The organism is Microcoleus sp. T3_B1 (assembly GCF_036700445.1).
GTDB lineage: Bacteria > Cyanobacteriota > Cyanobacteriia > Cyanobacteriales > Microcoleaceae > Microcoleus.
In genome coordinates, this window is sequence record NZ_JAUBOX010000002.1 from 231,612 (window position 1) to 257,301 (window position 25,690).

Annotated in this window: 25 protein-coding genes; 13 read left to right on the forward strand and 12 right to left on the reverse strand. The window is 45.2% G+C overall.

The window, feature by feature from the left end; translation table 11 throughout:
- Window positions 1–165 precede the first annotated feature (165 nt).
- Complete coding sequence (locus QT990_RS02310; RefSeq protein ID WP_333146658.1) at window positions 166–345, reverse strand: hypothetical protein; 180 nt, start codon at window positions 343–345, stop codon at window positions 166–168.
- Between the two features lie 149 nt (window positions 346–494).
- Here QT990_RS02310 and QT990_RS02315 point away from each other — a divergent pair, with 149 nt between their 5' ends.
- Window positions 495–776 (forward strand): peptidoglycan-binding domain-containing protein, encoded by a 282-nt coding sequence (locus tag QT990_RS02315; RefSeq protein ID WP_333146660.1) that lies wholly within the window; start codon window positions 495–497, stop codon window positions 774–776.
- 217 nt (window positions 777–993) lie between these two features.
- Window positions 994–1,266 carry a peptidoglycan-binding domain-containing protein gene (locus QT990_RS02320; protein ID WP_333106594.1) on the forward strand — a complete coding sequence of 91 codons (273 nt, stop codon included), beginning with the start codon at window positions 994–996 and terminating at the stop codon, window positions 1,264–1,266.
- A gap of 48 nt (window positions 1,267–1,314) precedes the next feature.
- On the opposite strand, the gene QT990_RS02325 is transcribed toward QT990_RS02320, so the two are convergent.
- The 6 genes from QT990_RS02325 to QT990_RS02350 all read right to left on the reverse strand — a co-directional run bounded on the left by QT990_RS02325 (window position 1,315) and on the right by QT990_RS02350 (window position 10,096).
- Window positions 1,315–4,710 carry an ATP-binding protein gene (locus QT990_RS02325; RefSeq protein WP_333146662.1) on the reverse strand — a complete coding sequence of 1,132 codons (3,396 nt, stop codon included), beginning with the start codon at window positions 4,708–4,710 and terminating at the stop codon, window positions 1,315–1,317.
- Between the two features lie 285 nt (window positions 4,711–4,995).
- Window positions 4,996–5,664: an adenylate/guanylate cyclase domain-containing protein gene (locus QT990_RS02330; protein ID WP_333146665.1), complete on the reverse strand. Its 669-nt coding sequence runs from the start codon at window positions 5,662–5,664 to the stop codon at window positions 4,996–4,998.
- A 119-nt stretch (window positions 5,665–5,783) separates the two neighbouring features.
- Window positions 5,784–6,203, reverse strand: coding sequence for a response regulator (locus tag QT990_RS02335; RefSeq protein ID WP_333307878.1), 420 nt, complete (start codon window positions 6,201–6,203; stop codon window positions 5,784–5,786).
- Complete coding sequence (locus tag QT990_RS02340) at window positions 6,203–6,568, reverse strand: hypothetical protein (RefSeq protein WP_333307880.1); 366 nt, start codon at window positions 6,566–6,568, stop codon at window positions 6,203–6,205. Before QT990_RS02340 ends, QT990_RS02335 begins: the two co-directional genes overlap by 1 nt.
- A 559-nt stretch (window positions 6,569–7,127) precedes the next feature.
- Window positions 7,128–7,949 (reverse strand): SDR family NAD(P)-dependent oxidoreductase, encoded by an 822-nt coding sequence (locus QT990_RS02345; protein ID WP_333146671.1) that lies wholly within the window; start codon window positions 7,947–7,949, stop codon window positions 7,128–7,130.
- 713 nt (window positions 7,950–8,662) lie between these two features.
- The gene (locus tag QT990_RS02350) at window positions 8,663–10,096 is read right to left on the reverse strand and encodes a carotenoid oxygenase family protein (protein WP_333464872.1); all 1,434 of its coding nucleotides are present in this window, start codon (window positions 10,094–10,096) and stop codon (window positions 8,663–8,665) included.
- Between the two features lie 73 nt (window positions 10,097–10,169).
- Between QT990_RS02350 and QT990_RS02355 the strand changes: the two genes are divergently transcribed.
- The 7 genes from QT990_RS02355 to QT990_RS02385 all read left to right on the forward strand — a co-directional run bounded on the left by QT990_RS02355 (window position 10,170) and on the right by QT990_RS02385 (window position 18,038).
- Window positions 10,170–11,186, forward strand: a complete 1,017-nt coding sequence (locus tag QT990_RS02355; protein WP_333409137.1) for an LD-carboxypeptidase — start codon at window positions 10,170–10,172, stop codon at window positions 11,184–11,186.
- Window positions 11,187–11,489: 303 nt separating this feature from the next.
- Entirely contained in the window at window positions 11,490–12,248 is a 759-nt protein-coding gene (locus tag QT990_RS02360) for a class I SAM-dependent methyltransferase (protein ID WP_333307912.1), read from the forward strand.
- Window positions 12,249–12,469: 221 nt separating this feature from the next.
- Window positions 12,470–13,471 (forward strand): cytochrome c oxidase subunit II, encoded by a 1,002-nt coding sequence (locus tag QT990_RS02365; RefSeq protein WP_333146676.1) that lies wholly within the window; start codon window positions 12,470–12,472, stop codon window positions 13,469–13,471.
- A gap of 78 nt (window positions 13,472–13,549) precedes the next feature.
- The gene (gene ctaD / locus QT990_RS02370) at window positions 13,550–15,355 is read left to right on the forward strand and encodes a cytochrome c oxidase subunit I (RefSeq protein ID WP_333146678.1); all 1,806 of its coding nucleotides are present in this window, start codon (window positions 13,550–13,552) and stop codon (window positions 15,353–15,355) included.
- A gap of 143 nt (window positions 15,356–15,498) precedes the next feature.
- Entirely contained in the window at window positions 15,499–16,122 is a 624-nt protein-coding gene (locus QT990_RS02375; protein ID WP_333146680.1) for a heme-copper oxidase subunit III, read from the forward strand.
- Window positions 16,123–16,280: 158 nt separating this feature from the next.
- Window positions 16,281–16,634: an HNH endonuclease gene (locus QT990_RS02380; RefSeq protein ID WP_333146682.1), complete on the forward strand. Its 354-nt coding sequence runs from the start codon at window positions 16,281–16,283 to the stop codon at window positions 16,632–16,634.
- 171 nt (window positions 16,635–16,805) lie between these two features.
- Entirely contained in the window at window positions 16,806–18,038 is a 1,233-nt protein-coding gene (locus QT990_RS02385; protein WP_333146684.1) for a hypothetical protein, read from the forward strand.
- Between the two features lie 14 nt (window positions 18,039–18,052).
- Here the strand turns inward: QT990_RS02385 and QT990_RS02390 are convergent, their stop codons facing one another.
- The 4 genes from QT990_RS02390 to QT990_RS02405 all read right to left on the reverse strand — a co-directional run bounded on the left by QT990_RS02390 (window position 18,053) and on the right by QT990_RS02405 (window position 21,299).
- On the reverse strand, window positions 18,053–18,352 hold the full coding sequence (locus QT990_RS02390; protein ID WP_333146685.1) for a (2Fe-2S) ferredoxin domain-containing protein: 300 nt from the start codon (window positions 18,350–18,352) through the stop codon (window positions 18,053–18,055).
- Window positions 18,353–18,590: 238 nt separating this feature from the next.
- The gene (locus QT990_RS02395; RefSeq protein WP_333146687.1) at window positions 18,591–19,565 is read right to left on the reverse strand and encodes a cysteine synthase A; all 975 of its coding nucleotides are present in this window, start codon (window positions 19,563–19,565) and stop codon (window positions 18,591–18,593) included.
- 210 nt (window positions 19,566–19,775) lie between these two features.
- The gene (locus tag QT990_RS02400) at window positions 19,776–20,360 is read right to left on the reverse strand and encodes a Uma2 family endonuclease (protein WP_333145721.1); all 585 of its coding nucleotides are present in this window, start codon (window positions 20,358–20,360) and stop codon (window positions 19,776–19,778) included.
- A gap of 300 nt (window positions 20,361–20,660) precedes the next feature.
- A complete protein-coding gene (locus QT990_RS02405; protein WP_333145723.1) occupies window positions 20,661–21,299 on the reverse strand; it encodes a peroxiredoxin in 639 nt (212 codons plus the stop codon).
- A 160-nt stretch (window positions 21,300–21,459) separates the two neighbouring features.
- Between QT990_RS02405 and QT990_RS02410 the strand changes: the two genes are divergently transcribed.
- The 4 genes from QT990_RS02410 (at window position 21,460) to QT990_RS02425 (ending at window position 24,256) form a co-directional block, all read left to right on the forward strand.
- A complete protein-coding gene (locus QT990_RS02410; protein WP_333145777.1) occupies window positions 21,460–21,735 on the forward strand; it encodes a hypothetical protein in 276 nt (91 codons plus the stop codon).
- Window positions 21,736–21,830: 95 nt separating this feature from the next.
- Window positions 21,831–22,193 (forward strand): cupin domain-containing protein, encoded by a 363-nt coding sequence (locus QT990_RS02415; protein ID WP_333464873.1) that lies wholly within the window; start codon window positions 21,831–21,833, stop codon window positions 22,191–22,193.
- A 561-nt stretch (window positions 22,194–22,754) separates the two neighbouring features.
- Window positions 22,755–23,636 carry a ChaN family lipoprotein gene (locus QT990_RS02420; protein ID WP_333464874.1) on the forward strand — a complete coding sequence of 294 codons (882 nt, stop codon included), beginning with the start codon at window positions 22,755–22,757 and terminating at the stop codon, window positions 23,634–23,636.
- Between the two features lie 38 nt (window positions 23,637–23,674).
- Window positions 23,675–24,256 carry an NAD(P)H-dependent oxidoreductase gene (locus QT990_RS02425; protein ID WP_333464875.1) on the forward strand — a complete coding sequence of 194 codons (582 nt, stop codon included), beginning with the start codon at window positions 23,675–23,677 and terminating at the stop codon, window positions 24,254–24,256.
- A gap of 508 nt (window positions 24,257–24,764) precedes the next feature.
- On the opposite strand, the gene QT990_RS02430 is transcribed toward QT990_RS02425, so the two are convergent.
- On the reverse strand, window positions 24,765–25,598 hold the full coding sequence (locus QT990_RS02430; protein ID WP_333464876.1) for an inositol monophosphatase family protein: 834 nt from the start codon (window positions 25,596–25,598) through the stop codon (window positions 24,765–24,767).
- Between the last annotated feature and the right edge of the window lie 92 nt (window positions 25,599–25,690).

Genomic DNA, 25,690 nt, shown 5'->3' on the forward strand with positions numbered 1-25,690 from the left:
CCTTATACAAGAGTGCAGCGATTACACCGTGACAGGATTGATTGCCTAGCCAACCTACGTCAATCTGGCTATCCATCCCGACACCAACAGCCCTACAGATATGGTGTGGGGCTTCCGGCCAAGATGCTAAAAGTTGATAAAAAATGGAAATTCGCTGGGAGCATCTCATATTTGTAAAAATACTTCTTCTGGCTCCTTCCTTCTTCTGGCTCCTTCCTTCTTCTTCTTTCCTTCTGCCTCCTGCCTCCTGCCTCCTGCCTCAAAGCTCCAATTTCTAGCGGAGGGCTGCAAAGGTGAGATGCTCCCAATTCGCTGCTGTTTGCCTTTGACAATTACTCTGTACAAAACGGATTTGATAGCTGGCTGTCACTCATCTGAGCTACCCCAGATAAGCGTCACTATAAAAAGCGACTGTTAAAGCACTTCCCCCCACAGCTACAACTGGGGAATAGCAAGTTCAAACGACTTGCCAACCACTAATCCCCAATCAAACCATGCAAACCACAAATTCAATTTACGCTCAATTGCCTCTTTGCTCTTCACTGCCCACACTGAAACGAAATAATAGCACCACTGCCAATCAAAACGTGCGCTATCTCCAACAATCCTTAGTTAAAAAGGGATATTCCGTCGCAACTGATGGATTCTTCGGCCCAAAAACCGAACAAGCAGTCATCAAATTTCAAAAGGAAAATAAGATTGCTGTTGATGGCATTGTCGGCCCTCAAACTTGGAGTCTATTAGGCGCTTGTTATACAGATGAACCCGGATGTTAAATCCAAGTTAACTAATCCTAGGCGCACGGCTAGCAAGAAACTGGGTTTTTTCACAACAATACTTCGTTTCAGCCCCCAGAAACGCTAAAAAAACTGGTGGTTGAGCGAAGCCAAAACCCCGTTTCTGCCCGTCAAAAGTGCATCCAGGACTATTAACATCATTTCCGCACTTCTCTGCTTTCAAACAACTTGCAAACAACCAATGGAGACTCAAACTATGCAAACCACAAACGCAATTCACATGGAATTACCTTCCTGCCGTTATTTTCCCCTACTCAAACGCAACGATGGCGTCACCCAAAATGAGGACGTTCGCTACCTCCAGCGGCTCTTGAACGCCAGCGGATTTTCCGTAACTACTGATGGAGGATTCGGCCCGAAAACCCAACAAGCAGTAATCAATTTTCAAAAGCAACAACAACTCGTTGCTGATGGCATTGTCGGCCCTAAAACTTGGAATAAATTAGGCGTTTGTACAACTATATTTTAAAGTTTGTACAACCATATTTTAAAAATAGTAGGGCGTGCATTGTGCGCCCTATTTCTCCGTCGAAGTTTCCACCCCACACCACCCATCCGGGGCGCCGTACATTCGATACTTGCGAGAGCGTTGGAAATACAGCATTGCTACCCGATCGTCCGGATTGATTTGTAAAATATTCTGAAATACTTTTTGGGCGGCCACAAATTTTTGCTCGTAGTAAAAATTGAGAGCTTCTTGAAAAACCTCCGCAGTTTGCTGCTTGAGTACAATGCTCTGCTCTGTTTCTGTATCGTAAATTTCAAACACTGACACAGCATTTGTCTTTCCTTTCACCGTTACTCGATCGACAAATCGGTACTTATATTTTTCAGGATCGTCTAGGCGATCGATAATTGCACCGCTAACTAGAATGCCCGCGCCGTAAACCTTAGTCAATCCTTCCAAACGAGACGCGAGATTCACCGCATCAGCAATCACCGTACTTTCCATCCGTTCTCGCTCGCCAATTGTACCCAACATCAAATTGCCCGCGTGCAAACCGACGCCGATCGCGATCTGAAACAAGCCATTTTTTTGTCGCTGCTGGTTATAGATATTTACTTCTTTCTGCATATCAATTGCTGCTCGCACACCATCTTCAGGAGATGTAGGAAACAGTGCCATGACCGCATCTCCAATGTATTTGTCAATAAACCCGTTATTTTTCCTGATTGCAGGGCTAACCCTTCCCAAATAAGTATTAATAAATGCAAAATTTTCATCCGGTGTCATCTTTTCCGAAAGCGCCGTAAACGAGCGAATATCAGCAAACAGCACTGTCATATCTCTTTCCTGATGTTCCCCTAATTTTACTTCAATAATACTCGGCTTTTCCAGCAAGTTTAGAAAATCGTGCGGCACAAACCTACCGTAGGCTGCATTCAGTTTTGCTAGGCGAATTTGCGTGTTAATTCTCGCCAACAATTCCTTTTTGATAAAAGGTTTAGTTACATAATCATTTGCTTCTAAGTTAAAAGCTTCTACCAAGTCGGTAGTTAGATTTTTTGCCGTCAGCATCAGAATCGGCATTTCTAAAGGCGAGTATTTTTTGCGAACTTCTCGACACACTTCATAACCGGTCATCTGCGGCATCATTACATCGAGTAAAATTAAGTCGGGCTTAAATCCTGATTCAATCAGATTTAAAGCTTCTAAGCCGTTGCTCGCTTGAGTAATCTCGTAGTTTTCTACAGAAAGACTGTTGATGATGACATGAATATTAATCGGCTCATCATCAACTACCAAAATTTTTAATTTTTCACTTTCTAGCAAGTCGCTATTGTCTGATAGAGGAGAATTTATTATAGAGGATTGGCGGGCTAGTTCAGGAGTGATTAAAATGCGATAACCCTCGATTAAATGCGGCTGTGTGCTGCTAAATTCCGGCTGACTCTCAGATACGGGCAAAGTAAAGGTGAATTGGGAACCGACACCTACAGTTGAAGATACCGAAATTTTACCTCCGTGCAATTCCACTAATTGCTTGGCAACCGTTAACCCTAAACCCGTGCCACCATATTCTCTACCAGTGGAACCGTCAGCTTGTTCAAAGGATTCAAAAATTCGCTCTAATTTATCTTCGGGGATGCCAATACCCGTGTCAGATACACTAATGGCTAATTGTGAGTTAGACGGTGATTGTGCGTTGCCCGTTACCAATTCTGCTGAAATTTCAACTCTGCCGCTTTCGGTAAATTTAATCGCATTGCCGATTAAGTTATAAAGTATTTGCTGCAAGCGATTCTCGTCGGCTGCTATTGGCGGCAATTCCGGAGCTACTGAGTTAATCAACTGCAAGTGTTTTTTGCCTACTAATGGCTGAGACAAAGTGAGAATTACAGAGACTATTTCTCGAATACCGACGGACTTAATTTGCAGTTCAATCGTTTTGTGTTTGAGCTGAGAAAAGTCCAGAAGATCGTTAATTAAAGAAGACAATCTTTTGCCAGAGGATGAAATCAAAGCTAAGTTAAAATTTGTTGGTTCTGGTAGTTGTCCTGTAGCACCGTCTATTAAAGATTCTGCAATCCCAATAATGCCGTTGAGGGGAGTGCGGAGTTCGTGGGAAGTATTGGCTAAAAATTCGTCTTTTAGTTTGTCGAGTCGCTGCAATTCGGTATTTTTAGTTTCTAAGGCAGTAAAAGATGCTTGCAGTTGTGCTGCCATGCTGTTAAAAGCAGCGGCAAGTACGCCCAACTCGTCGGAGCGATCGAGCTTTACAGTTTGGTCAAATTGTCCTTCTGATAAAGCTATTGCTGCATTTTTTAATTTTATAAGAGGTTTGATAATCCAGCGAGAAGTGAGAATTCCTAACACAGTTGCCATGCCCAAAGCTGCCAGACATAGTAACACTGTAGTTCGGTTGCCCGCATTAATTTGTTCCATAAAGTCGGCTTCCGGAACGACGACGACAATCAGCAAATCTAAACCCTTGTCGTCTTGGAAGGGCAGGACTTTTAAAAATTTATGCTGACCGTTTATCTCAACATTTAGTTGCTGTGCTTTTGTAATCTTGTTCAAGTTTTGAAAGTGAGTTTCTAAATATTTTGCTGTAGTTTGCGTTACTGCATCGCTGCTTTCTGTAACTTTAAACAGTTCTTTTTGACCGTTTTGGGTGCGGAAAGGTTTTTCGGGTGTGGAAGTTGCCAGCAGCGTGCCGTTTCTTTCGATAATAAAAGTTTGACCAGATTTACCTATTTTGAGGCTGTTTAAAAATTGACCGATACTGTCGAGACGCAAAGCAGCAATTAATACTCCTTCTAGCTGTTTCTGGCTGTTGTAAACTGGTTGCAGCGCGCTGAGGAGCAAGGTGGGTTCTAGGAAGGATATATAAACTGAACTCCAAGTTGGTTTGGCTTCGAGAGCCGCATAGGTGTAGGAAGGGTGCTGTCGGATGTCGAAGTTTTTGACGGTGGCTGCTAATGTCGCGCGATCGCCCCTATCATTAGTATTGTAAGAATAAAAATCAAAACCTGTAGATGGGCCCGATGCGTTAATCAATAAAGTGCCGTTAGACATCTTTTCGCCAGTGCGATATTCTCCATCTGAATTAGCGATGGATGTAAAATTGATATAAGGATATAATTGCACTTGTCGCCACAGATACTTTTCCCAAGCTGACAAGTCTTTCATGTTCACAAAACCCAGTTTCACTGCATCCAGCTTGCTTTGATTGATTTGGTGCGGAGTTTGCAGATAAGTTCTCAAATTTTGCTCAATGCGATTGCTCACCTCGCCCATCAACTGATCCGCCAGGTCATTAACTGCTCTTTGACTATTTTTAAATGATAAATACCCCACAATTCCTACCGCTGCAAATACTTGCAAGACAAAGGGAACTATGAGTACAGTTTGCAGCGTTGCTTTTCTTGAAAGTTTTGCCACTAAGCGCTTGAGAGAAAGAGTGGACATAACATTAGTTTAGGTTGAACAACCAGTTAATACTTGGAGCCAAGGCTTACCGCTGGTAAGTATTATAAACCATTTTGTACTTAAACACAACTTACGCCCGGAAGACCTGGTATTGTTTCTACAATCCTCAATCTTATACCAAATTATTAAAAGTCAAAGAGAACCCTAGGGACACGGCATTTCCGTGTCCTACTCCCGGCGGCGGACAAGGCATTGCCCTGTCCCTACCGATGTTCACATACAATATATCTGTATCACTACTTTCCATAATAGAGGTTACTTGTACTACTTTTCATCCAAAGCTTCTATCCCCGACCATCCTCCAGGCACTCCATACATTCCCTTCTTTAGAGAGCGCTGGCAGTAAATTGCTGCCAACTTATCTTGAGGATTTATGGCGCAAATCTTACTGAATAATTTTTGCGCTTCAGTAAAATTTTGCTCGAAATAAAGCTCCAGACCTTTTTGGAACTCAGCAGCACTTGCCTGTTTTAGTTGAATGCTTTGTTCTGTTTCTGCATCATAAATTTCAAACACCGATACGGCAGATTTTTTCCCTTTTACTGTGACTCGCTCGACAAATCGGCACATATATTTTTCTCGATCGCCCAAACGCTCTAAAATGGAGTCACTAACTAGAATGCCCGCCCCGTAAACCTTAGTCAATCCTTCCAAACGAGACGCGAGATTCACCGCATAAGCAATCCTTGTACTTTCCATCCGTTCCTCCTCCCCAATCGTACCCAACATTAAACTACCCACGTGCAAACCGATGCCACTAGTAATCGGTGGGTAATTGCTCCGTTGTCGCTCCTGGTTGTAAATAATAACTTGTTTTTGCATTTCCACCGCCGCGCGAACAGCATCATCTGCCGACTCAGGAAATAGTGCCATAATCGCATCGCCAATATATTTATCGATAAAACCTTGGTGAGCGCGAATTACAGGACTCACTCGGCGGAGGTAGCTGTTGATAAAACTAAAGTTTTCTTAGGGAGTCATCGCTTCTGAGATAGTCGTAAAAGAGCGAATTTCAGAAAATAAAACTGTCATTTCTTTCTGAATTTGATCGCCTAGTCGGACATCAACAATACTTTCGTGTCCCAAAAATCGCAGAAAGTCGTGGGGGACAAATTTACCGTAAGCTGCATTGATTTTTGCCAGACTGATGTGAGTTTGATTCTGGCTAGCAATTCATTTTTGACAAACGGTTTAGTTAAAAAATCATTAGCCCCTGCATTGAAACCTTGCACTAAGTCAGCTACTTGAATTTTGGCGGTTAGCATCACAATTTGCCCTTCGATACCCGTGAATTTATCCCGGATTTTCTCGCCAACTTCGTAACCAGTCATCCGTGGCCTCATGAGATATAGCAAAATTAGAGCCGGCTTGTAGCCTCTGTCTAGAATGGCTAAAGCTTCTCTACCGCTGCTAGCGTGGGCGAGCGCATATTTTTCGAGAAGTAAATTGTTAGCCAATACCTGAATATTCACTATAAATCTAATTTTTGTTTCCAGATAACATCTTCAATCCAAATGCGATAGGGAAGCAGTCCCAACCGAAATAAAATTTCAGCAATCCGCTGCTGTTCTTCAACTGCCCTGTCCTGAATTGGCAGCAAATCGTAGCGGCGGCTTTTTGTTAACATGATAGCTGTGGTTATTTTCATTCCCGTTCGAGCGCTGATAAATTTCGCTGCTGGCTCGGGATTCTTAGTTATCCAAGTAGCCATCTGTCGCGTTTCTCCCATCACTATTTTAACAATATTGGGAAAGTCGCTAGCAAAAGAGCGACTTGCCAAATAGAAGTTTCTATCATTCATCAGCCCGTTGCTGTTAGTCAAGAAATGAACAGGCATAGTTTCCTGTAACTGAGCTAGAATTAGATAGTCCGACAGGGAATTAATTCCACGGGGCTTATAGCTAAAGTCCTCGCTATGAGGACTAATGAGTTTAAAAATTCGGCGTTGCTGTTGCTAAATACAGGTAGGAATTTAGATTTCCCAATTGCTATAAGACAACTATGGTGAGTTTTTTAACATCAAGCAAAAAGTTGATTCCTACCGTGAATCAGCAACGTCAAAAATTCTTTTTCCCAGTCCTCATAGCGAGGACTTTCGCTATGAGACAGGGATTTCAATCCCTGCCGGATTGGCGGACTAACGGGTGGGCGGCGTGAATCAGCAACGTCAAAAATTCTTCTTCTCAGTCCTCTTTGAGAGGACTTTCGCTATGAGACAGGGATTTCAATCCCTGGCGGACTACCGGGTGGGCGGACTACCGGGTGGGCGGGCTGACAGCTTAAGTTGACACCAATAAGCCGAAGATCCCGGAACGGGCTCTCCGGCCCGTTCCACAACACATCCAATTTTTTGTGGGGAGTAGGGGTTGGGCCGGAGAGCCCGCCCATAAAAGGGTTTATCGCCCGCTAGCTAAAGCCTCCCGCAATTTGCGGCCCCGCGATTTATCCCGAAGTTCTGGAGTCGCCATCCGCAACACAAAATCCAGCAACCAAGGCGCAATTCGGTGACACCAAACTGCTAGATGACTTTGCCATCCTACCAAGATTTCCGGCGCATCTTTCTGCAATCCCGCGACAAGTGCTAGGGCCACTTTTTCGGGAGTTGTGGGCACTACCCACCGGAATTGTTCCAAGTCTCGCACCATGTCGGTATCTGTTAGGGATGGCAGCAAAGCTGTGACTCGAACATTGTACTGAGTTAACTCGCTACGCAAAGCTTGGGTGAATCCCAAAATGGCAAATTTGGTAGCAGAATAAGTCGCCATTGTGGGAGCGGCAATTTTGCCCATTAAGCTAGAAACATTGACGATTGTTCCCTCTTTTTGAGTCGCCATTCGCCGAGCTATCAAGCGGGTAATTGTGTAGGTTCCGAGCAAATTTAAGGCGATTTCTTCCTCGATTAATGGCAGCGGGGAACGCAAGAAAGATGCTTGGTGGGCGACGCCTGCACAGTTGACTAGCAGGTGAATCGGGCCGCAATCTCGCCAAGCTTGGGCGATCGCAATATTCACCGCAACTGACTGAGTTAAATCCAAAGCTAACGGCACTACTTCTGTGCCAAAAACATCGATTTCCTCTGCCAGTTCAATTAATTGCTTGCGGTTGCGCGCCACAATCAACAAGCGTTTGACTCCTTGTCTCGCTAATGCCAGGGCGATCGATCGCCCAATTCCGCGCGAAGCTCCTGTAACAAGAGCTGTTTTTCCTTGAAGTTGCATAGATTAAACCTTTTGGTAGATGCTCACTGCGGCACGGAGTTATGAGTTGTGAGTTGTGAATTATTAGTTATGAGTTGATTTTTTTGGCGGTAACAACTCATAATTCATAATGGTTTAAAAGGCTATCTTGTTCCGATAAGCCTAATTTATTCGTGGGGTTAACTCAAAACTAAAAACTGTTGAATCGCTAACGTGCGCGTGAGTTGAACTAAACTTTGGGTTCGCCAGAAATCAGTCAATTATCTGGTCATTTAACCTCATTCAAGCAGACAAACCTGAGATGGGCCAACCTAGTCGAGAATCATGTCAAAGCGGGCTTTATTACCGCTTTTTCTTCAGTCTGCAGAGGCGGACTTTGCCTGTGTAGCCGCGAATTTATTCGCCGGGTATTGGTTTCCTTCAGTCTGCAGAGGCGGACTTTGCCTGTGTAGCTGCGAATAAACTGGCCGGGAATATTCGCCCGGATGGGTTATTCGCCAGGGCTTAATTACCCCTCTTTTTTTAGTCCGCAGAGGCAGACGATATCCTGTGCCGCCGCGACTTACAATCGCCGGGGATTCGTGCGAATTGGCACAGGATAATTGAGCAATGCAGATTATCAATTCCACACCTCCTAGATATGAGAATTTCCTATCTACACACACCTTAACAACTTGACAGAGAAGCGGCAACAATTTTTAATAAATCTTCCGCAACACTTCTTTACAATTTTCTCAGACTGCCGCTTTCCAAGTGCCGTGAAAGCCCAAAGGTATGACACCAGGCAATTCTAGCTTGCAAATAGGTTCGCGGGAAAGTCCGTCGCTGTCAAATATCCAGACTTCGCTGCTGTCAGAATTGCCGTCATAAATAACTGTTACTATCCAACCTTTCTCCGACGAAATATCTGGAACGTAGATGGGCTCGGCGGGATAGCGATTTTCGCCACAGTCGGCAATTGTGAGATTGCGGGTTTGCGTGTCCAAACGGGCGATCGCACCGAAACGTTCCGGTACAATATCAACGTCAGGCCGATACATTGCCAGATAAATATATCGTGCGTCTTGCCCTATTTCGGCAGCAGGTACGATCGGAAACTCACAAGGTTTATCCAACAATTCTTCTATTCCTGTCACTTTCGCCGTCAGAGGATTGAGATGCACTCGGCAAAGAGTACCCTCCGCATCGGTGCTAGTTTCACCAGTCGGTACTTCTTTCAGTCGCTGATTAGTTTGAAAGTCAGCGAAGCGCACAAAATCTACCGCTACCGAACCATCTTCCTTGACAAAACCGTTAGCGAAATGCCACTGATACCAAGGTTCGGTTTCGCCGCGACTAACTAAAGATAGAGTTTCCGAGTCAATAACTAATATCTGCGTTCCTAACTCCGGTTTCCATTCAAAAGAGTCGCCGAAACTGCTAATTCCAGCTAACACGGGCAAAAATTTTACTCGTACTGGCGGCACAAAAAATATTAGATACTTCCCAGCCAGAACAAAATCGTGAATCAGGGGAATTCCATCTAAAGCAACAGTTGCTTGTTGCACAATTTTGCCTGTAGGATCGCTTTTATACAGATTCAACTTTGTACTGGCACCCGGTGTAGTTCCAAAGTTAAAAATATTGCCAGTAATCGGGTCGCGCTTGCAGTGAGCGGCATAAGAAGATCCACTCTCTAAACTTCCTAAATCGTCCGTTCCCTGAGTTTCCAGGGTTTGCAAATCGAGGCGGTGAGGCGGGCCACCTTCCCACAATGCCAAAAGGCGATCGGGCAAAGCTAAAACAGAAGTATTGGCAGCATTTTTAACAGTTTTAGTCCACCGCAACCACACAGGGCCCGGTGCTGTCATGCCATAATTACTGTAGAGAAATTTATCAGCTTTTTCTTCAGCTAGATATCCCGCTGTTTTCACGTAGCGATAAACAGCCGTAGCACCGACATCGGTAAAATGTACTGCCAAAATTGCACCGTCGCCGTCAAACCAATGTCCGGCAGGAACACCGCCGCGTTCCAAACGTGCGGGCCCGTTGCGGTAAAGAGTGCCGCGCAATCCTTCGGGAATTTTACCGCTTTTAACCGATAGCTGAGTCAGCGGAAACTCTGCAGCCGGACGCGCTAAAGATTTAGCCCAAGATTTTTTAGCGGAGATTTTAGTGTCTGTTTTCATTTGAAACTGGCAATTTTAAACTGATATGACAGAAATTTTCCTATACAATTATAGCAAAAATTACCTAACACCTATGACTCTCCGCCGCCGTGCTCTGCTCAGAACTTTTGGGCTGACTGCTATTGGTACTCAGCTTTTGCCGCTCGCCCAAACTAGCCTATCTCCCCAAAGTGCGATCGCTAATCCGCGCCGCCTGCAAGTCGGCGATACTGTAGCCTTAATCAATCCTGCCGCTTTCAACTACGAAAAAGAAGTGCAGCCATTTTTTAAAGTTCTCGATAACCTGGGTTTAAAAGTTAAATTGGGAGAGCATTTTTACGATCGCTACGGGTATTTAGCAGGCAAGGATGCCGATCGCGCCGCCGATGTCAACGCAGCCTTTGCCGATGACTCAGTGCAAGCTATTTTTACCGGGATGGGCGGCTGGGGCTGTGCTCGGATATTGCCGATCCTGGATTACAATATTATCCGCAACAATCCCAAAATTATTATGGGATTCAGCGATATTACTGCGCTGTTATTGGCGATTTATGCTAAAACTAATATAGTTACTTTTCACGGCCCTTTAGGTGTGTCAACTTGGAGTCCATTCACAGTAAATTACGTCAAAAAAGTTTTGTTTGACGGAGGTTCTGTGATGATGCAAAACTCCCACACCGTGCAAGTTCAAACAATCGGGCGCGGAACAGCTAGGGGAAAACTAATCGGTGGAAATTTATCAGTAATAGCAGCAATGGTGGGTTCTGCATATTTACCGCAGTGGGAAAACAGTATTTTGTTTGTCGAGGAAGTTGGCGAAGAAGTTTATCGCATCGATAGAATGTTGACGCAGCTCAAATTAGCGGGCATTCTTGATAAAATATCAGGTTTTATTTTCGGACAGTGTACCAAGTGCGAAGCTGAAAAACCCCAAGAGTCCCTAACCTTACCTCAAGTCTTGTCCGACCACATTCGCCCTTTGAAGATTCCCGCGTGGTACGGTTCAATGGTGGGACACATCCGGGAACAGTTCACTTTGCCGATCGGTCAAGAAGTCGAAATCGACGCTGACTCTGGTACAATTAAATTGTTAGAATCCGCTGTCAATTAAATCTTGAACTGTTCTGGATATTCGCTCGGCTCTTCCTCTGGTTCTGCATTACCGGGCTCTGACCATTAATGACAACTTAAGACTAAAAACCGTTGTATCTCTCGTTCACAGCCGAGTCTAGATCCCCCTAAATCCCCCTTAAGAAGGGGGACTTTGATCCATTTCCGGTTCCCCCCTTGTTAAGGGGGGTTAGGGGGGATCTGGGCCTAATCATCAACCAGCAGACCGGTATTACGTTTAACGTTAAATCGTCACCAACGGGCCGATGCCGATCATGAAAAAATTAAATATACAATTAGGACGATCGTGAAAAACCGACAATTCATTAAACCGCTAGCAGCAATTATCTTAGCAATAATTTGCCTGTTGCCGCTCAATGCCTGTGCGGCAGCAAGTAAAACCGCCAACAGCGACTCCATTTATCAGCAGCGAACAGTCCACAATCCCGACGGCATCGGCAAATTTTACATGGGTCGAGAAATTGCCCAAGTCATGGGATATCAAGGCGCTAGTTGGCTAGAAAGACCGTCTCGCGGCATGGAAGAAAAATCAGCTCGATTAGTCAATAATCTCGATTTAAAACCCACCGATATTGTCGCCGACATTGGAGCAGGAACAGGATATTTTAGCTTTCGCATCGCTCCCTTAGTTCCAGAAGGAAAGGTTTTAGCAGTTGACGTGCAGCAGGAAATGATGAATTTTCTAGAATTGAATAAACAAGAAAAAAATATCGCTAACGTTGAGCCAGTTTTGGGAAGTATCGACAATCCGAATTTACCGGAAAACAGCGTAGATTTAGTTTTGATGGTCGATGCTTATCACGAATTTGCATATCCCAGAGAAATGATGCAAGGAATTGTGAAAGCACTCAAACCGGGAGGCCGCACGGTATCGATCGAGTATCGGGGCGAAAACCCGCTGATTCCCATTAAAGGTTTGCACAAAATGACGCAGAAGCAGGTGAAAAAAGAAATGGCCGCCGTCGGTTTAGTATGGAAAGAGACAAAAGATATCTTGCCCCAGCAGCATTTGATGGTGTTTGAGAAAAAATCTCAAATTTAGCAGCCAAATAGAGCGATTGTTTACCATTTTTACTCATTTTTGTCAAGGTACAAAAGACGTATTTTTGAGGCGCGCGGGCGATCGGTCAAAAATTCTAAGCCTTAAGTAACCCTTAAGAGAGACATTTTACTAAAAATACCATTTACAATTAAAAATTGATAACCCAGAGGCGCTTCCTTCATTTTTCAAGCGAAGAAGTGTCGCTATTAAGAAGTACCAGCGTGAACATTCCAAGTTCCATCCTCACCATGCTCGCCGGCATCGGAGTGACTCTGATCAGTCTCTGGTACGGGCAGAATCACGGTTTGATGCCGATCGCCGCCTCTGACGAAGCATCCGACATAGACGCACTTTTCAATACAATGATGACCATTTCCACTGGACTATTTATCATGGTGCAGGGAATTCTCATCTTTGCTGCAATTAAATATCGCCGCCGTCAAGGAGACAATACAGACGGGCCGCCTTGGCATGACAACTTTCCCTTAGAAATTCTTTGGACAGCCGTGCCGGCGGTGATTATTTTAGGAATCGGAGTCTACAGTTTTGAGATTTACAACTCAATGGGGGGCCTCGATCCGATGGGCAATCATGACCACGGCACCATGCAAGCGCACTCTAAAATGCGGGGAAGTGCGATCGCAGCCACACTCTCAGATACACCCCAAAACGCCCCTCAAATTCCGTCTCAAAAACTCGTTGCTTTAGGGGTAGGCGCTTCCCCAGAAAATGAAGACAAACCAGCAGACTTAGTTGTCAATGTCACTGGTTTGCAGTACGCCTGGATTTTTAGCTATCCAGAAAGCGGCGTTAGTTCTGGCGAACTGCATATGCCAGTCAACCGCGACGTACAGCTAAATATCTCAGCCCAAGACGTGCTGCACGCATTTTGGCTGCCGGAATTTCGCCTCAAACAAGATGCAATTCCCGGGCGGCCGAGCGAACTGAGATTTACACCAACTAAAACCGGCGAATACCGGGTTGTTTGTGCTGAATTGTGCGGCGCTTATCACGGAGCGATGAAAGCTGTAGCAGTCGTTCACACGCCCGAAGAATTCGACGGTTGGCTGCAAAGCCAGCAAGTTGCTAGCAGTCAAAACTTAGAGCAAGCAGTTGCAGTCAATCCAGGGGAATTGTCAGACGGTGAATTTTTGGCTCCCTACGTCAGGGAAATAAAAATTAATTCCGAAACCCTCGAACAACTTCACCCAACTCATCACTAAAAATAGTCATTAGTTCCTGGCACTGGGTCTTCGATCCTGAGCTAATAACTAATGACTAATAACTAATGACTAATAACTATGACACAAGCACAGTTCCAAGAAAGTGCAAACACTGAGGCTCGCGGAACAGCGCCCGCCGATAGACATTGGCGCGACTACTTCACTTTTAATACCGACCACAAAGTCATCGGTATTCAATACCTGGTAACAACATTTATTTTCTATCTAATCGGCGGCGTGATGGCAACTTTGGTGCGAACAGAACTCGCCACCCCCGACTCCGATTTTGTCACCCCCGAACTCTACAACAGTTTATTTACTGTTCACGCGACGGTGATGATCTTCCTGTGGATCGTACCCGCCGGAGCCGGGTTTGCTAACTTTTTGATCCCCTTAATGATCGGGGCCAAAGACATGGCATTTCCCCGCCTGAATGCCGTTGCCTTTTGGATGATTCCCGTAGGTGGCGTCTTGCTATTGAGCAGTTTTTTTGTAGGAGCTCCGCAGGCGGGTTGGACTTCCTATCCGCCTTTGAGTTTAGTTACTGCTCAAGCCGGGGAAGAAATTTGGATTCTCAGCGTTTTGATTCTGGGAACTTCTTCGATTTTGGGGGCGCTGAATTTTGCCGTTACCATCTTTACCATGCGGGTTCCGAGCATGGGTCTCAATGATATGCCCTTGTTTTGCTGGGCGATGATTGCGACTTCAGCGCTGAGTTTGATTGCTACTCCAGTCTTAGCCGCAGCTTTGATTTTGCTGTCGTTTGACTTGTTAGCGGGGACGGCATTTTTTAACCCGACCGGCAACGGCGATCCGATCGTCTACCAGCATTTATTCTGGTTTTATTCGCACCCCGCAGTTTACATTATGATTCTGCCCTTTTTCGGGGTGATTTCAGAAGTTTTGCCGGTGCATTCCCGCAAGCCAATTTTTGGTTATTTGGCGATCGCCTATTCCAGTCTCGCGATCAGCTTTTTGGGCTTGATCGTGTGGGCGCACCATATGTTTACCAGCGGTACTCCCGGCTGGCTGCGGATGTTTTTTATGATCACGACTATGATCATCGCCGTACCAACAGGGATTAAAATATTTAGCTGGTTGGCAACTATTTGGGGAGGCAAACTCCGGCTTGTCAGCGCGATGCTATTTGGGATGGGTTTTATCTCAACATTTGTCCTCGGCGGCATCACCGGGATCATGGTAGCTTCCGTACCTTTCGACATTCACGTTCACGACACTTACTTTGTCGTCGCTCACCTACACTACGTGCTGTTTGGCGGCTCAGTGTTTGGCATTTACGCTGCTTTTTACCACTGGTTCCCCAAAATGACGGGGCGGATGATTAATGAATTTTGGGGTAGAGTTCACTTTGTTTTAACCTATGTTGGCTTTACTGTAACTTTCCTGCCGATGCACGCTTTGGGGATGCAAGGAATGCCTCGGCGGGTGGCAATGTACGACCCGAAATTTACCACAATTAATGTCATTTGTACTGTCGGTTCTTATATGCTGGCAGTGTCTACAATCCCGTTTATCATTAATGTGATTTGGAGCTGGATGTACGGCCCCAAAGCAGGTGACAATCCTTGGCAAGCTTTGAGTTTGGAATGGATGACGACTTCGCCGCCCCCGATCGAAAATTTTGAAGGAGTGCCGGTATTGGCAACAGGGCCTTACGATTACGGCATGGAAAAAATTCAGAATACAGGGGAACGTCTCAGACTTAAGTTGAGGGAAAATGCCACCCGCAACGCCCAGAAAACAGGTATTCCTATTGCGGAGGCTCAAGCTTCAACTTTCTTTGGCGGTACTGCAACTTTGGTCGCTCCTGAATCAGAGATAAATGTTGATTCTCCTGCTGATGAAAGTCAAGATGGCGAATAGTTATTAGTCATCAGGCATTAGTCATTGGGCATTGTTGACGGTTGACTGTTGACTGTTGACTGTTAACTAATGACTGATGACTAATGCCAACTGACAACTGACAACTGACAACTGACAACTGACTTCTTCATTACCAATTTCTTATGCAAATTCCAGCGATCGATCCGACAAAAACAGCCCTAAATTACCACCACGAGGGCGAAGTAGAAGCACACGGCGTCGAGCATCCCGACCACCGGATGTTAGGGGTAATTGTGTTCCTGTGCGCTGAAGGCATGATATTTTTCGGTATGTTTGCCGCGTATTTGATTTATCGGGCGATGGCCCCCGTGTGGCCTCCTGAAGGTACGCCCGCGCGAGAGTTATTGCTGCCGGGAATCAATACGGTGATTTTGATTGCTAGCAGTTTTGTGATTCACAATGCTGATAGTGCAATCAAAAAGAATGATGCCACCGGAATGCGGAATTGGTTGCTCGTAACTATTGCTATGGGCACAGTTTTCTTGGCAGGTCAGGTTTACGAATACACTCATTTAGAGTTTGGCTTGACGACGAATTTGTATGCCAGTTGCTTTTACGTTTTGACTGCTTTTCACGGCTTGCACGTTACGTTTGGAGTGCTCCTGATGGCCGGTGTGGTGTGGCGATCGCGCGCGCAAGGTCACTATTCTAGCGAGCACCACTTCGGAATCGAAGCGACTGAGATTTACTGGCACTTTGTCGATGTGATTTGGATTGTTTTGTTTCTGTTACTGTATATTTTGTGACGCCTAGGTTCTGCTTGGATGCCCCCTTTTTTAGGGGGTTTTTTTTGTGCAGAAGTAGGCTCGACCTTCATTCACATGAATCAAAGCGGATCGCGCTATAGCGGTTCTCAAGCGTGGTGAGGTATGCCCTATGCCCTATGCCCTATGCCCTATGCCCCATGCCCCATGTTACTGAGAAAGGCTATAAACTAAAAGTAGCAATTCTCCTATCCAGCAGCATTGAGAAAATTATGCAGTGCGAATTGTGCGATCGACAAATGGAAGCATTAACCGCCCATCACCTCATCCCCAAACAAAACACCAAGCGGAAAAACGAAGATCCAAGCCCGACAATCGACATTTGCTCAGCCTGTCACCGCCAGATTCACTCTCTATTTGAGAACAAACACCTCGCCCAAGAGCTCAACACCCTGGAAAAGCTCAAAAATGACCCTGAACTCCAGAAATTTGTCTCTTGGATTAAGAAACAAAAAACCGACAAACGCATTCAAGTACGCAGCAAAAAAGCTTGATCGCAGGGCCACAACTCATATATATAGTCCTGGACGCAGTTACTCTCTGAAGCCCGGTTTCTTCATTAATTTTTAGTTTCCCAACCCAAAATTTTGCAGCGCAGCCCGGTTTGTTTGCGTAAATCCTAGTATAGTGATTTACTGATTCGTAACAAGCTGCCAACTATTATCATGAACCTCACCTCCCTCGAACTCGCAAAAGACCGATCGCGCATCTACAAAAACTACCTCCAAATGCAAATAGATGCCCAAGCTAACATCAACAAACTAGCTTTTTTAGACCGGGGCATTGAAAAATCTCCTTACCAACAACACATTAAAAACTATCCCGATTATCTCAAACAGAAACCCGACGGCTTAAAAGTAATTAGCTCTATTCCCGGCCCCAATAATCCCCTCAAACCTACTCCGTTTCCCAGCCTGGGAGAACTACCTCAAATTAACTCTCAAGGTTTAAATTTTTTGCACGCAGAAATTAAGGAAGCCTGCGTTTGCATTGGTACTTTTGTAGACGGCAAAATTCAGGCACAGTGGCTGGGAAAAAACGCGCTTACCAATGCTGAGCAGTGGAGTGCCACTAAAATTATTGCACTCCTTAATATCGTCAGCCAAGTAAATAGCAAATATCCCGACTGCGACATTGACAACTGCGTTGTAAGAGATGGTAACGGGCTAAGACACGATTTTTACTTTTACGATGTAGCAAAAGACATGGTTAACTATGCCTCAAATATAGCAAGTTCAAACTCCTTAGCTGCGATGTTCAAACGCTTCGATACTCGCATAGGACTAGAGCAATGGCTGAAAAGCGCTACTGGCAATAATGACATAATTTTTCGTGGCGATTACGGCGAAAATCCTTATCACAACAACCCCAAAATCTTCGATCTCACCAAAAAACAAGTGCTGCTAAGTGCGGCATTAAACAGTACCAAACAAAGTAATACCGTATCTGCTTATGATTTGACCAGGCTAATTTCCATGTTAGGATGGCACTTCCACATCGAACAGCGATCGCGCATGAAAGCATCTCAGTGGAACAGCTTAGAAAGCATTGTCAGAGCAATGGGACATGACAGCGCTCGATATGTAGATGTAGCAATTAAAACTTTGGGGATGGATAGCCTGATCACTTCTCCAGTAATTATCTCAAAATTGGGTTACGGACTGAGCTCGATCAGGGGAACCCTAGAAACAGTTTATGTGGCTTTAGTGCGGTTTGTTGACGAGCGGCCGAAAGCGGCGGGAAAGCCGGCAAAACTCAGAACTTTAGCCATGAGTTTGCGGGCAGAAAAACCTGTAGGCGGTTCCACTAGTGTCGATCGCCTAGCGATCGAACTCGACGCCAGATTTTGCGCCGAAGTCACGGAAATTCTCCGCCGGTTGTTTGCGGAAGAATTTTAAACGCGGGCGATCGACTAATTAGAAAGTCGGTGAAACTTGCGATAAAGCATCCTTTCCACTGGCTTTCCTCCCCGCAAATGTTGCTCAGTTATGGTCGCAACTTCTTCAGGGCAAACACCATTGTACCAAACCTCTTCTGGCAGCACCAACACCATCGGCCCGTTGCCGCACTGTCCCAAACAACTGCTAGCAACAACTTCAACTTCTGAGGGCGACAATTGCTGAAAAGCTGCCAGTACCTTTGCTGAATTTTGCTTGCGACAAGTGCGGTTTTGGCAAACAAGAACTTGCCTAGAAGATTCTGTGATTTTCATGTTTTTTCACTTGACATTCTGCTACATATATGCTATTTTTTTATCATGGGAATAGGTGCGCGCATATACGCCCAGATTTTGCCCAAATTTTATATATAGCGGTTCTCAAAAAAGTGAGGTATGCCCTATGCCCTATGCCCTATGCCCTATGCCCTATGCCCTATGCCGGATAGTACCTCATCTTTCTGAGAAAGGCTATATGCCCCGATTTTAAGGTGCGCCGCAGCGCACCCTACGGTTAATCTGGTGACAAACCTTTGGAAGCCAACCATTGTCGATCGAACAAACGCGACTGATACCGAGCCCCGCCGTCGCAGAGTACCGTAACAATCGTATGTCCAGGCCCCATTTGCTTCGCTAAAGCCACAGCCGCCCCCACATTAATCCCCACAGAACCGCCCATAAACAGCCCTTCTTTCCTCAGCAGTTGGTAAATCACGCGGACAGCTTCCGTATCGTGAATTTGGATGGCGTCATCTACCGGGGCATTCTCCATATTTGCCGTGACGCGAGTGGTGCCAATTCCCTCAGTAATCGAACTGCCTTCAGTCTTAATTTCCCCAGTTTTGAAATAACTGTAAAGCCCGCTGCCCATCGGGTCTGCCAAGACAATTCTCACAGCAGGATTTTTTTCTTTCAAAAACATTCCTACCCCAGCAAAAGTGCCGCCAGTACCAGTAGCAGTTACCCAAGCATCAATTTTCCCATTTGTTTGTTCCCAAATTTCCGGGCCAGTTGTCTCGTAATGAGCTCGGCGGTTGGCTAAATTGTCAAACTGATTTGCCCAGACTGCATTCTCCATTTCCTCCGCCAATCTTCCCGACAATTTGACATAATTATTCGGGTCTTTGTAAGGGACAGCGGGAACAGTCCGAACTTCAGCGCCCAAGGTTTTCAAAGCATCGATTTTTTCTTGAGATTGGTTATCGGGAATCACAATCATACATTTGTAACCTTTAGCGTTGCAAATGTGGGCCAAACCGATGCCAGTATTGCCGGCAGTGCCTTCAACAACGGTGCCGCCCGGTTTCAGCAAGCCTTTTTCTTCTGCATCTTTGATGATGTATAAAGCAGCCCTATCTTTAACAGAACCGCCGGGATTGAGAAACTCTGCTTTACCGAGAATTTCGCAGCCAGTTTCATCGCTGAAGCTGTTTAACCGAATTAGTGGTGTGTTGCCGATTGTGCCTACAAAGCCGTTTTTAATATCCATATTTTTTGCGTGTGTGTATCCTATAGCAATCCTAAATCATTCTCATAATTATTGTAGGGGCAATCCGACCCCTACTCCCCGTGGTTGCCCGATAGATAGGGGGTAGGCACGGGGAGTAGGGGTAGCACTACCCCTACAAATTTATCTGAATCATTTAGGATTGCTATATTATTAATTTTTACAAGAAGTTGATATTTATTGCTACCAGTTCTACCAAATCTTGCTCATATTGAGTATGAATCCCGGCAAAACGGGGTCGCTGCTAACGGTAGCAGGATTCTCCAAACATTCCTCTGGCAAACCAGGACGGTAAATATAAACTCTGCGATTTTTTCGGTCAATCAACCAGCCTAACTGCACTCCGGGTTCTCTCATATATTCTTGCATTTTTTCTTGCAAGGGCTTGAGATTGTCAGAAGCCGACCTGAGTTCTACTACAAAATCCGGGCAAATAGGGGCAAATTTTTGCTTTTGTTCGGGTGACAAAGCATTCCATCTTTCCAATTTTATCCAAGCAGCATCCGGCGACTTTTGGGCACCTGTGGACAGAGTAAATCCTGTACTCGAAGTAAACGCTAAACCAGTACCATTTTGTTCTGCCCAAACCCACAGCGGCCCAAATATATTACCTTCTCGGTTTCCCGTCTCCGAACCAGTAGGGGGCATAATTAGCAATTCTCCCGATTTGTTGCGTTCAATTCGTAACTCACTATTGATTTGACAGAACTCGAAAAACTCGTCGTCTGTCATTTGCAATTTTGGCGGTATTCGCAACACAATTGTTGATGACAGCATTTGGCCTTTCCTCCAATCTAAAGTGTTTACACAAGATTGCACAATTTCTTTGTTTGTAGTTAGCACTTGAGTGCTCAAAAATCAGGATTAAGGACTCAAGTCCTAGCTACAAGCTGGTGTGTGATAAATTCCAGTTGTATCGGAATGATTAAACCACAGAGGGCACAGAGGACACAGAGAAAGAGAAGAGAGAGATAATAATTCCGATGTCAACGGATTTGATATTACGTGCGAATTATAGAGGTAAGGTGTGCAGTGCACACCTTACCTAATTAGGTTCTGCGTCCAGGAATGCTAAACCTATTTATTCGGCTGAGGAGTCATCCGCAAATAAGGCTTAATCGGCGTATAACCTTTAGGAAATTTCTCTGCCAATTCTGCGGGGTCGGTAATCGAAGGTACGATGACGCAATCGTCGCCGTCTTTCCAATCAACCGGAGTCGCAACGCTGTATTTGTCCGTAAGTTGCAAGGAATCAATTACTCGCAAAATTTCATTAAAATTCCGACCCGTGCTCGCCGGATAAGTAATGCTCAAACGCAATTTCTTTTGCGGGTCAATCACAAAAACTGTGCGGATTGTTAAGTTGTTTAGCGAGTTGGGATGGATCATGTCGTAAATGTCGGAGACTTTACGATCGCCATCTGCTAAAATCGGATAATTGAGGGTGACTTTTTGAGTTTCCTCAATATCTTTAATCCAGCCCATGTGAGAATCCACATCATCGACGCTGAGGGCAATGGTTTTGACGCCCCGCTTTTCAAATTCCGACTTTAGACGGGCCACTGCACCGAGTTCTGTGGTGCACACTGGAGTATAGTCTTTCGGGTGGGAAAACAACACGACCCAGCTATCGCCAGCCCAGTCGTAGAAATTGATTTCGCCTTCAGAGGAAGCTTGGGTAAAGTTGGGAACTGTATCGCCTAATCGCAGAGTCATAACGGATTTCCTCTAATTTTATTTAAGGACTGTTCCTTATCATCCCATAATTGCCCGGTTTCTCGATCGAGCTGTAAAGGATTCTAAACTTTTTGGTCGATCGATCGGCAATTCCACTACTGTAATGTATGTGTGGCTTATACCGCTAAATTTTCTTGCTATGCTTTACTTTTTGCTTAAGGCAATACAGCCTATTTTAGTCCCGCTGTGTTTTGTGTCCGCCTGGGGCATAGTTTTTTTGCTGTGTTTGAGTGTCGGGCGTACTGTCACCGACTCCATGCGCCGAGCTCAGCGGATGCACCAAATCCCTTGTGCTAACTGCGTATTTTTCACGGGCGACTACCACCTCAAGTGTCCCGTTCAGCCTACTATAGCTTTATCTGAAGATGCGATCGACTGTCCTGATTATCGAGGGCATTCGGGAATTTACGGTTAAAAAATCCGATCGCCGCTTTACATATTTCTTAACATCTCTTGCTCTTTCAATTAAACTTAAGTTGTGGTAAAGAGATTTTCAGGAGAGGGGAAAGAATGCTAATTCAAAAGCTAAATGCCTGCGATGAGTTTATTGCTGGCGACGGTACTCAACTGCGAGAATTGCTGCATCCAGACAAACAAGCTGTGGATTTGCGTTACAGTTTAGCCCACGCCGCTTTGCCACCGGGACAAACTTCTGCGCTGCACTCCCTGACAACTTCTGAAGTTTACTACATCCTCAGTGGCGTTGGACAAATGCACATTGACGACGAAAATCAATTCGTGGAAGCCGGAGATGCAGTTTACATTCCGCCAAACGCCAAGCAATTTATTTACAACTGTGGCACAAAGCCACTAATATTTATTTGTATCGTCGATCCCGCGTGGCGGAAGGAAGACGAGACAATTTTCCCGTAATTTTCGAGTTTTTCTCCTTGTATGCTTGTTACCAGGCTCTGCCCGGTAACGCATATCTAGAGGCTCTGCCTCTACTGCAAAAAACATCACAAACCGAAAATCTCTTTTAATAACAACTTTAACAACAACAGCACCCAGCCATATGTACCGAGTGATTTCCTCTTTTTTCAACTTCGATGTGGAGTTGCAATAATCCTCGGATTCAGTTGCATTGCTCCCCTCTAATTAGTTGAGGAAGTATCAGCTTTGTTGGTGGGTGCTGCTATTGGTTTTTAATGAGACAGATGTGAGATTAAACAGCGTTTTTACTCCTTAGATTCTATTGTGAACTTCGCTGCGGTATCTAGATTTGGTATCTGTCAGAGAAGCTTTTTGTTCGCTTCATATTATTAATTTAGCACCTTCTTCTAGAAGCGCAAGTACCTGCAACTAAACTTTACATTTTTAGAAGTAACGGCGGATAATTATGAAGTTAAATTAAGGATTGAGCTTTCTAGCTGCTCAGGTAAAATAGTAGAGTTCGGCTGTGCTTGCTGCTGCGAGAAACGGCATAATATCTGTATGAAAACAACCAAACTCATCAAACTGTGCGCCTTATCGCTGAGTATCTTTCTGCTGTGCAGCAGCGCAGTCACAGCGCAAACGACGGCGAACCCTCAACCTCAGCAGACTTACACGAACCAAGAGATTCTGCAACAGTTGGTGAAGGCAAAAGTCGTGTATCTGGGAGAAACCCACGATAGCGCGGAAGATCACCAAGCTCAACTGGCGATTATCCGAGAAATGCAGCGGCAAAATCGGAAAATTGCGATCGCGATGGAAATGTTTCAGCGTCCCTTTCAAAGCGCGATCGACAACTACTTAGCAGGTAAACTAACTGAGGAGCAATTAGTCGAGCAAACAGAGTACGATCGCAGATGGCGCTTTCCCTGGGAATCTTACGCCCCCATTTTGCGGTTTGCCAAAGAAAATCAACTACCCGTCCTCGCCTTAAATACACCATCCGAAGTAACGAGAAAAGTTGCCCGTCAAGGTTTAGAAAGCCTCACTGCGGAGGAAAAAAAGCACATTCCGCCAATATCCGAAATTCGCACTGACAACGCCGAATATCGGCAACTGCTGCTAGAAGTTTTCCAGCAACACCAAAAGACAGCACAGGGAAATAGTACGGCTTTTGAAAGATTCTTGCAAGCCCAAGTTTTGTGGGACGAAACTATGGCGGAAAAAATAGCAGATTTTGTCCAAGCAAACCCCGACTATCAAGTTGTGGTGTTGGCGGGGAAAGGACACATTATTTACGGTTACGGCATTCCCAGTCGCGTGGAGAGGCGTTTGGGAGTCGGGAATGTAAAAATGCGATCGGTTTTACTCAATTCCAGTGACAATCCTGTTTTGCCGGCAGATAAACCCATTGCTGACTTTGTTTGGAATGACTCGAAATAGTACAATTATACGCGGAAACAATAAGCAGGAAAAAATCAATGACAAACAGACCAAAAATACTTGCATTTGCCGGAAGTACCCGCGAAGCATCCTATAACAAACTGCTGGTTAAAGTTGCGGCGGCTGGGGCTAAGGCGGCGGGTGCAGAAGTTACTTATGTAGATTTGCGCGATTTGCCGATGCCGCTATTTGACGAAGATTTAGAAGCAAAAGAGGGAGTGCCAGAAAATGCCCGTAAATTGAAGGAATTGATGGTAGCGCATGACGGGTTTTTGATAGCTTCTCCTGAGTATAACAGTTCAATTACGCCTGTGTTGAAAAATGCGATCGATTGGGTATCGCGCCCAGCACCGGGTGAACCGGGATTGGTGGCATTTACGGGCAAAGTAGCGGTAATTATGAGTGCTTCCCCAGGCGGAATGGGCGGTTTGCGGGGATTAGTGCATTTGCGATCGATCCTGGGGAATATTAACGTATTGGTGCTCCCGGATCAGAAAGCAATTCCCCAAGCTTTTGAAGCATTTAATGCTGACGGTACGATGAAAGATGCAAAACTGCAGGACGCTGTTGAGAATCTCGGTGCTAAGTTGTCTAATGTGCTGTCGAAATTAATCGCATGAGGCAATAAATTCATTTTGGAGTTGGGACACAGCAATGTTGTGTCCCAATCCCAGTATCTGTTATTTTGCTGGCTGCATCAAGTGCGATCGCCAACCGCATAATTTTCTGAGTTTCTTCCCAGGTTTATTCTTGTATCTTCCCCCAGGCTAACTCTTCGGCATAGCCAAGATACCACTCATCTACTTTTTCCCACACCGCAGTAAATCTATTTACCCTTGTGCCTCTACTTGAAAACGGGTATAATTTTATTTCCGACAGATAATAGCTCGTGAAAACATTACCACAAATTGTACCGAAACCGCATCACCCTATCGACGTAAAATAAAACCACCCGATCGCAGATTGGCAGAAATAGACGAGGGTAGGCATACTTGAACCATCGGTCATCGGTCGGTATATTTCTTCCAAACAGCACGGCAGACGTGGGAGACTCCTCCGTCACGCCTGCCCTGCAGTTTTATTTAATAATTGTTCGATTTCCTACGGGATAGCTTTGCTTCACCTAAATTACCCCATTTTTTTCTTCTTCCAAGCCTCCACAAACGGCAAAAACACCGACACCAACTCCTGCCGATTCATCACCAAAGTCGGATAAGAAACTCTCCCGTAATTCTTCCCCACTTCCAGCGGAAAAATCCCCTGGGATTCCAGCGGCAACCAAACTGCACCAGCAGCCTTCACAATTACCCAACTCCCGGCAATATCCCAAATTTTCGGAGTCGCTTCCACCCCTCCCATAGCCACACCCGAAGCCACAGTCAAAAAATTGTAACTAGCCATGCCCAACATCCGAATTTTACTCGGAAGATGAGGCCCGATTCCCACACTCCGCGAACACAAATTAAAAATATGATTTCCGCTCATTTTATCAGCAGTGGGACAAATCGGTCGATTGTTCAAAAACGCACCTTGAGGCATATTTGCCAATACGTTGTGGCCCGCCAAATCCCCTGCATAAAAACCGTGAAAAGATTGATTAACTGGTGGCAAATGCACGCAGCCAAAAACCGGAGTTCCGCGATACAATAAGCCCAAAGAAATCCCCCAAATCGGAACTCCCCGAGCAAAATTAGTCGTAGCATCCAGAGGATCTACAACCCAACACCATTCCGTATCTGGGAAAACGTGTTCTCCTTCCTCGCTCAAAATTCCGTGACTGGGAAAAGTAGATGCGATCGCATTTCTAATTTCTGCATCCGCCCAATTGTCAGACTGCGTAACCAAACTCCCATCATCCTTCTCATCTGCTTGTGCAGAACCGAAATCTTTCAAAAACTGCTCGCCGACTGTCTGGACAGTAGTCTGAGAAAAAGTTAAAATTGAATTCCAAAAATTAGTCATTAGTTATTGGTTATTGGTTCCTGATTCGTTATTCGTTATTGCAATAACAACTGACAACTAACAACTGCCAACTGACAACTGCCAACTGCCAA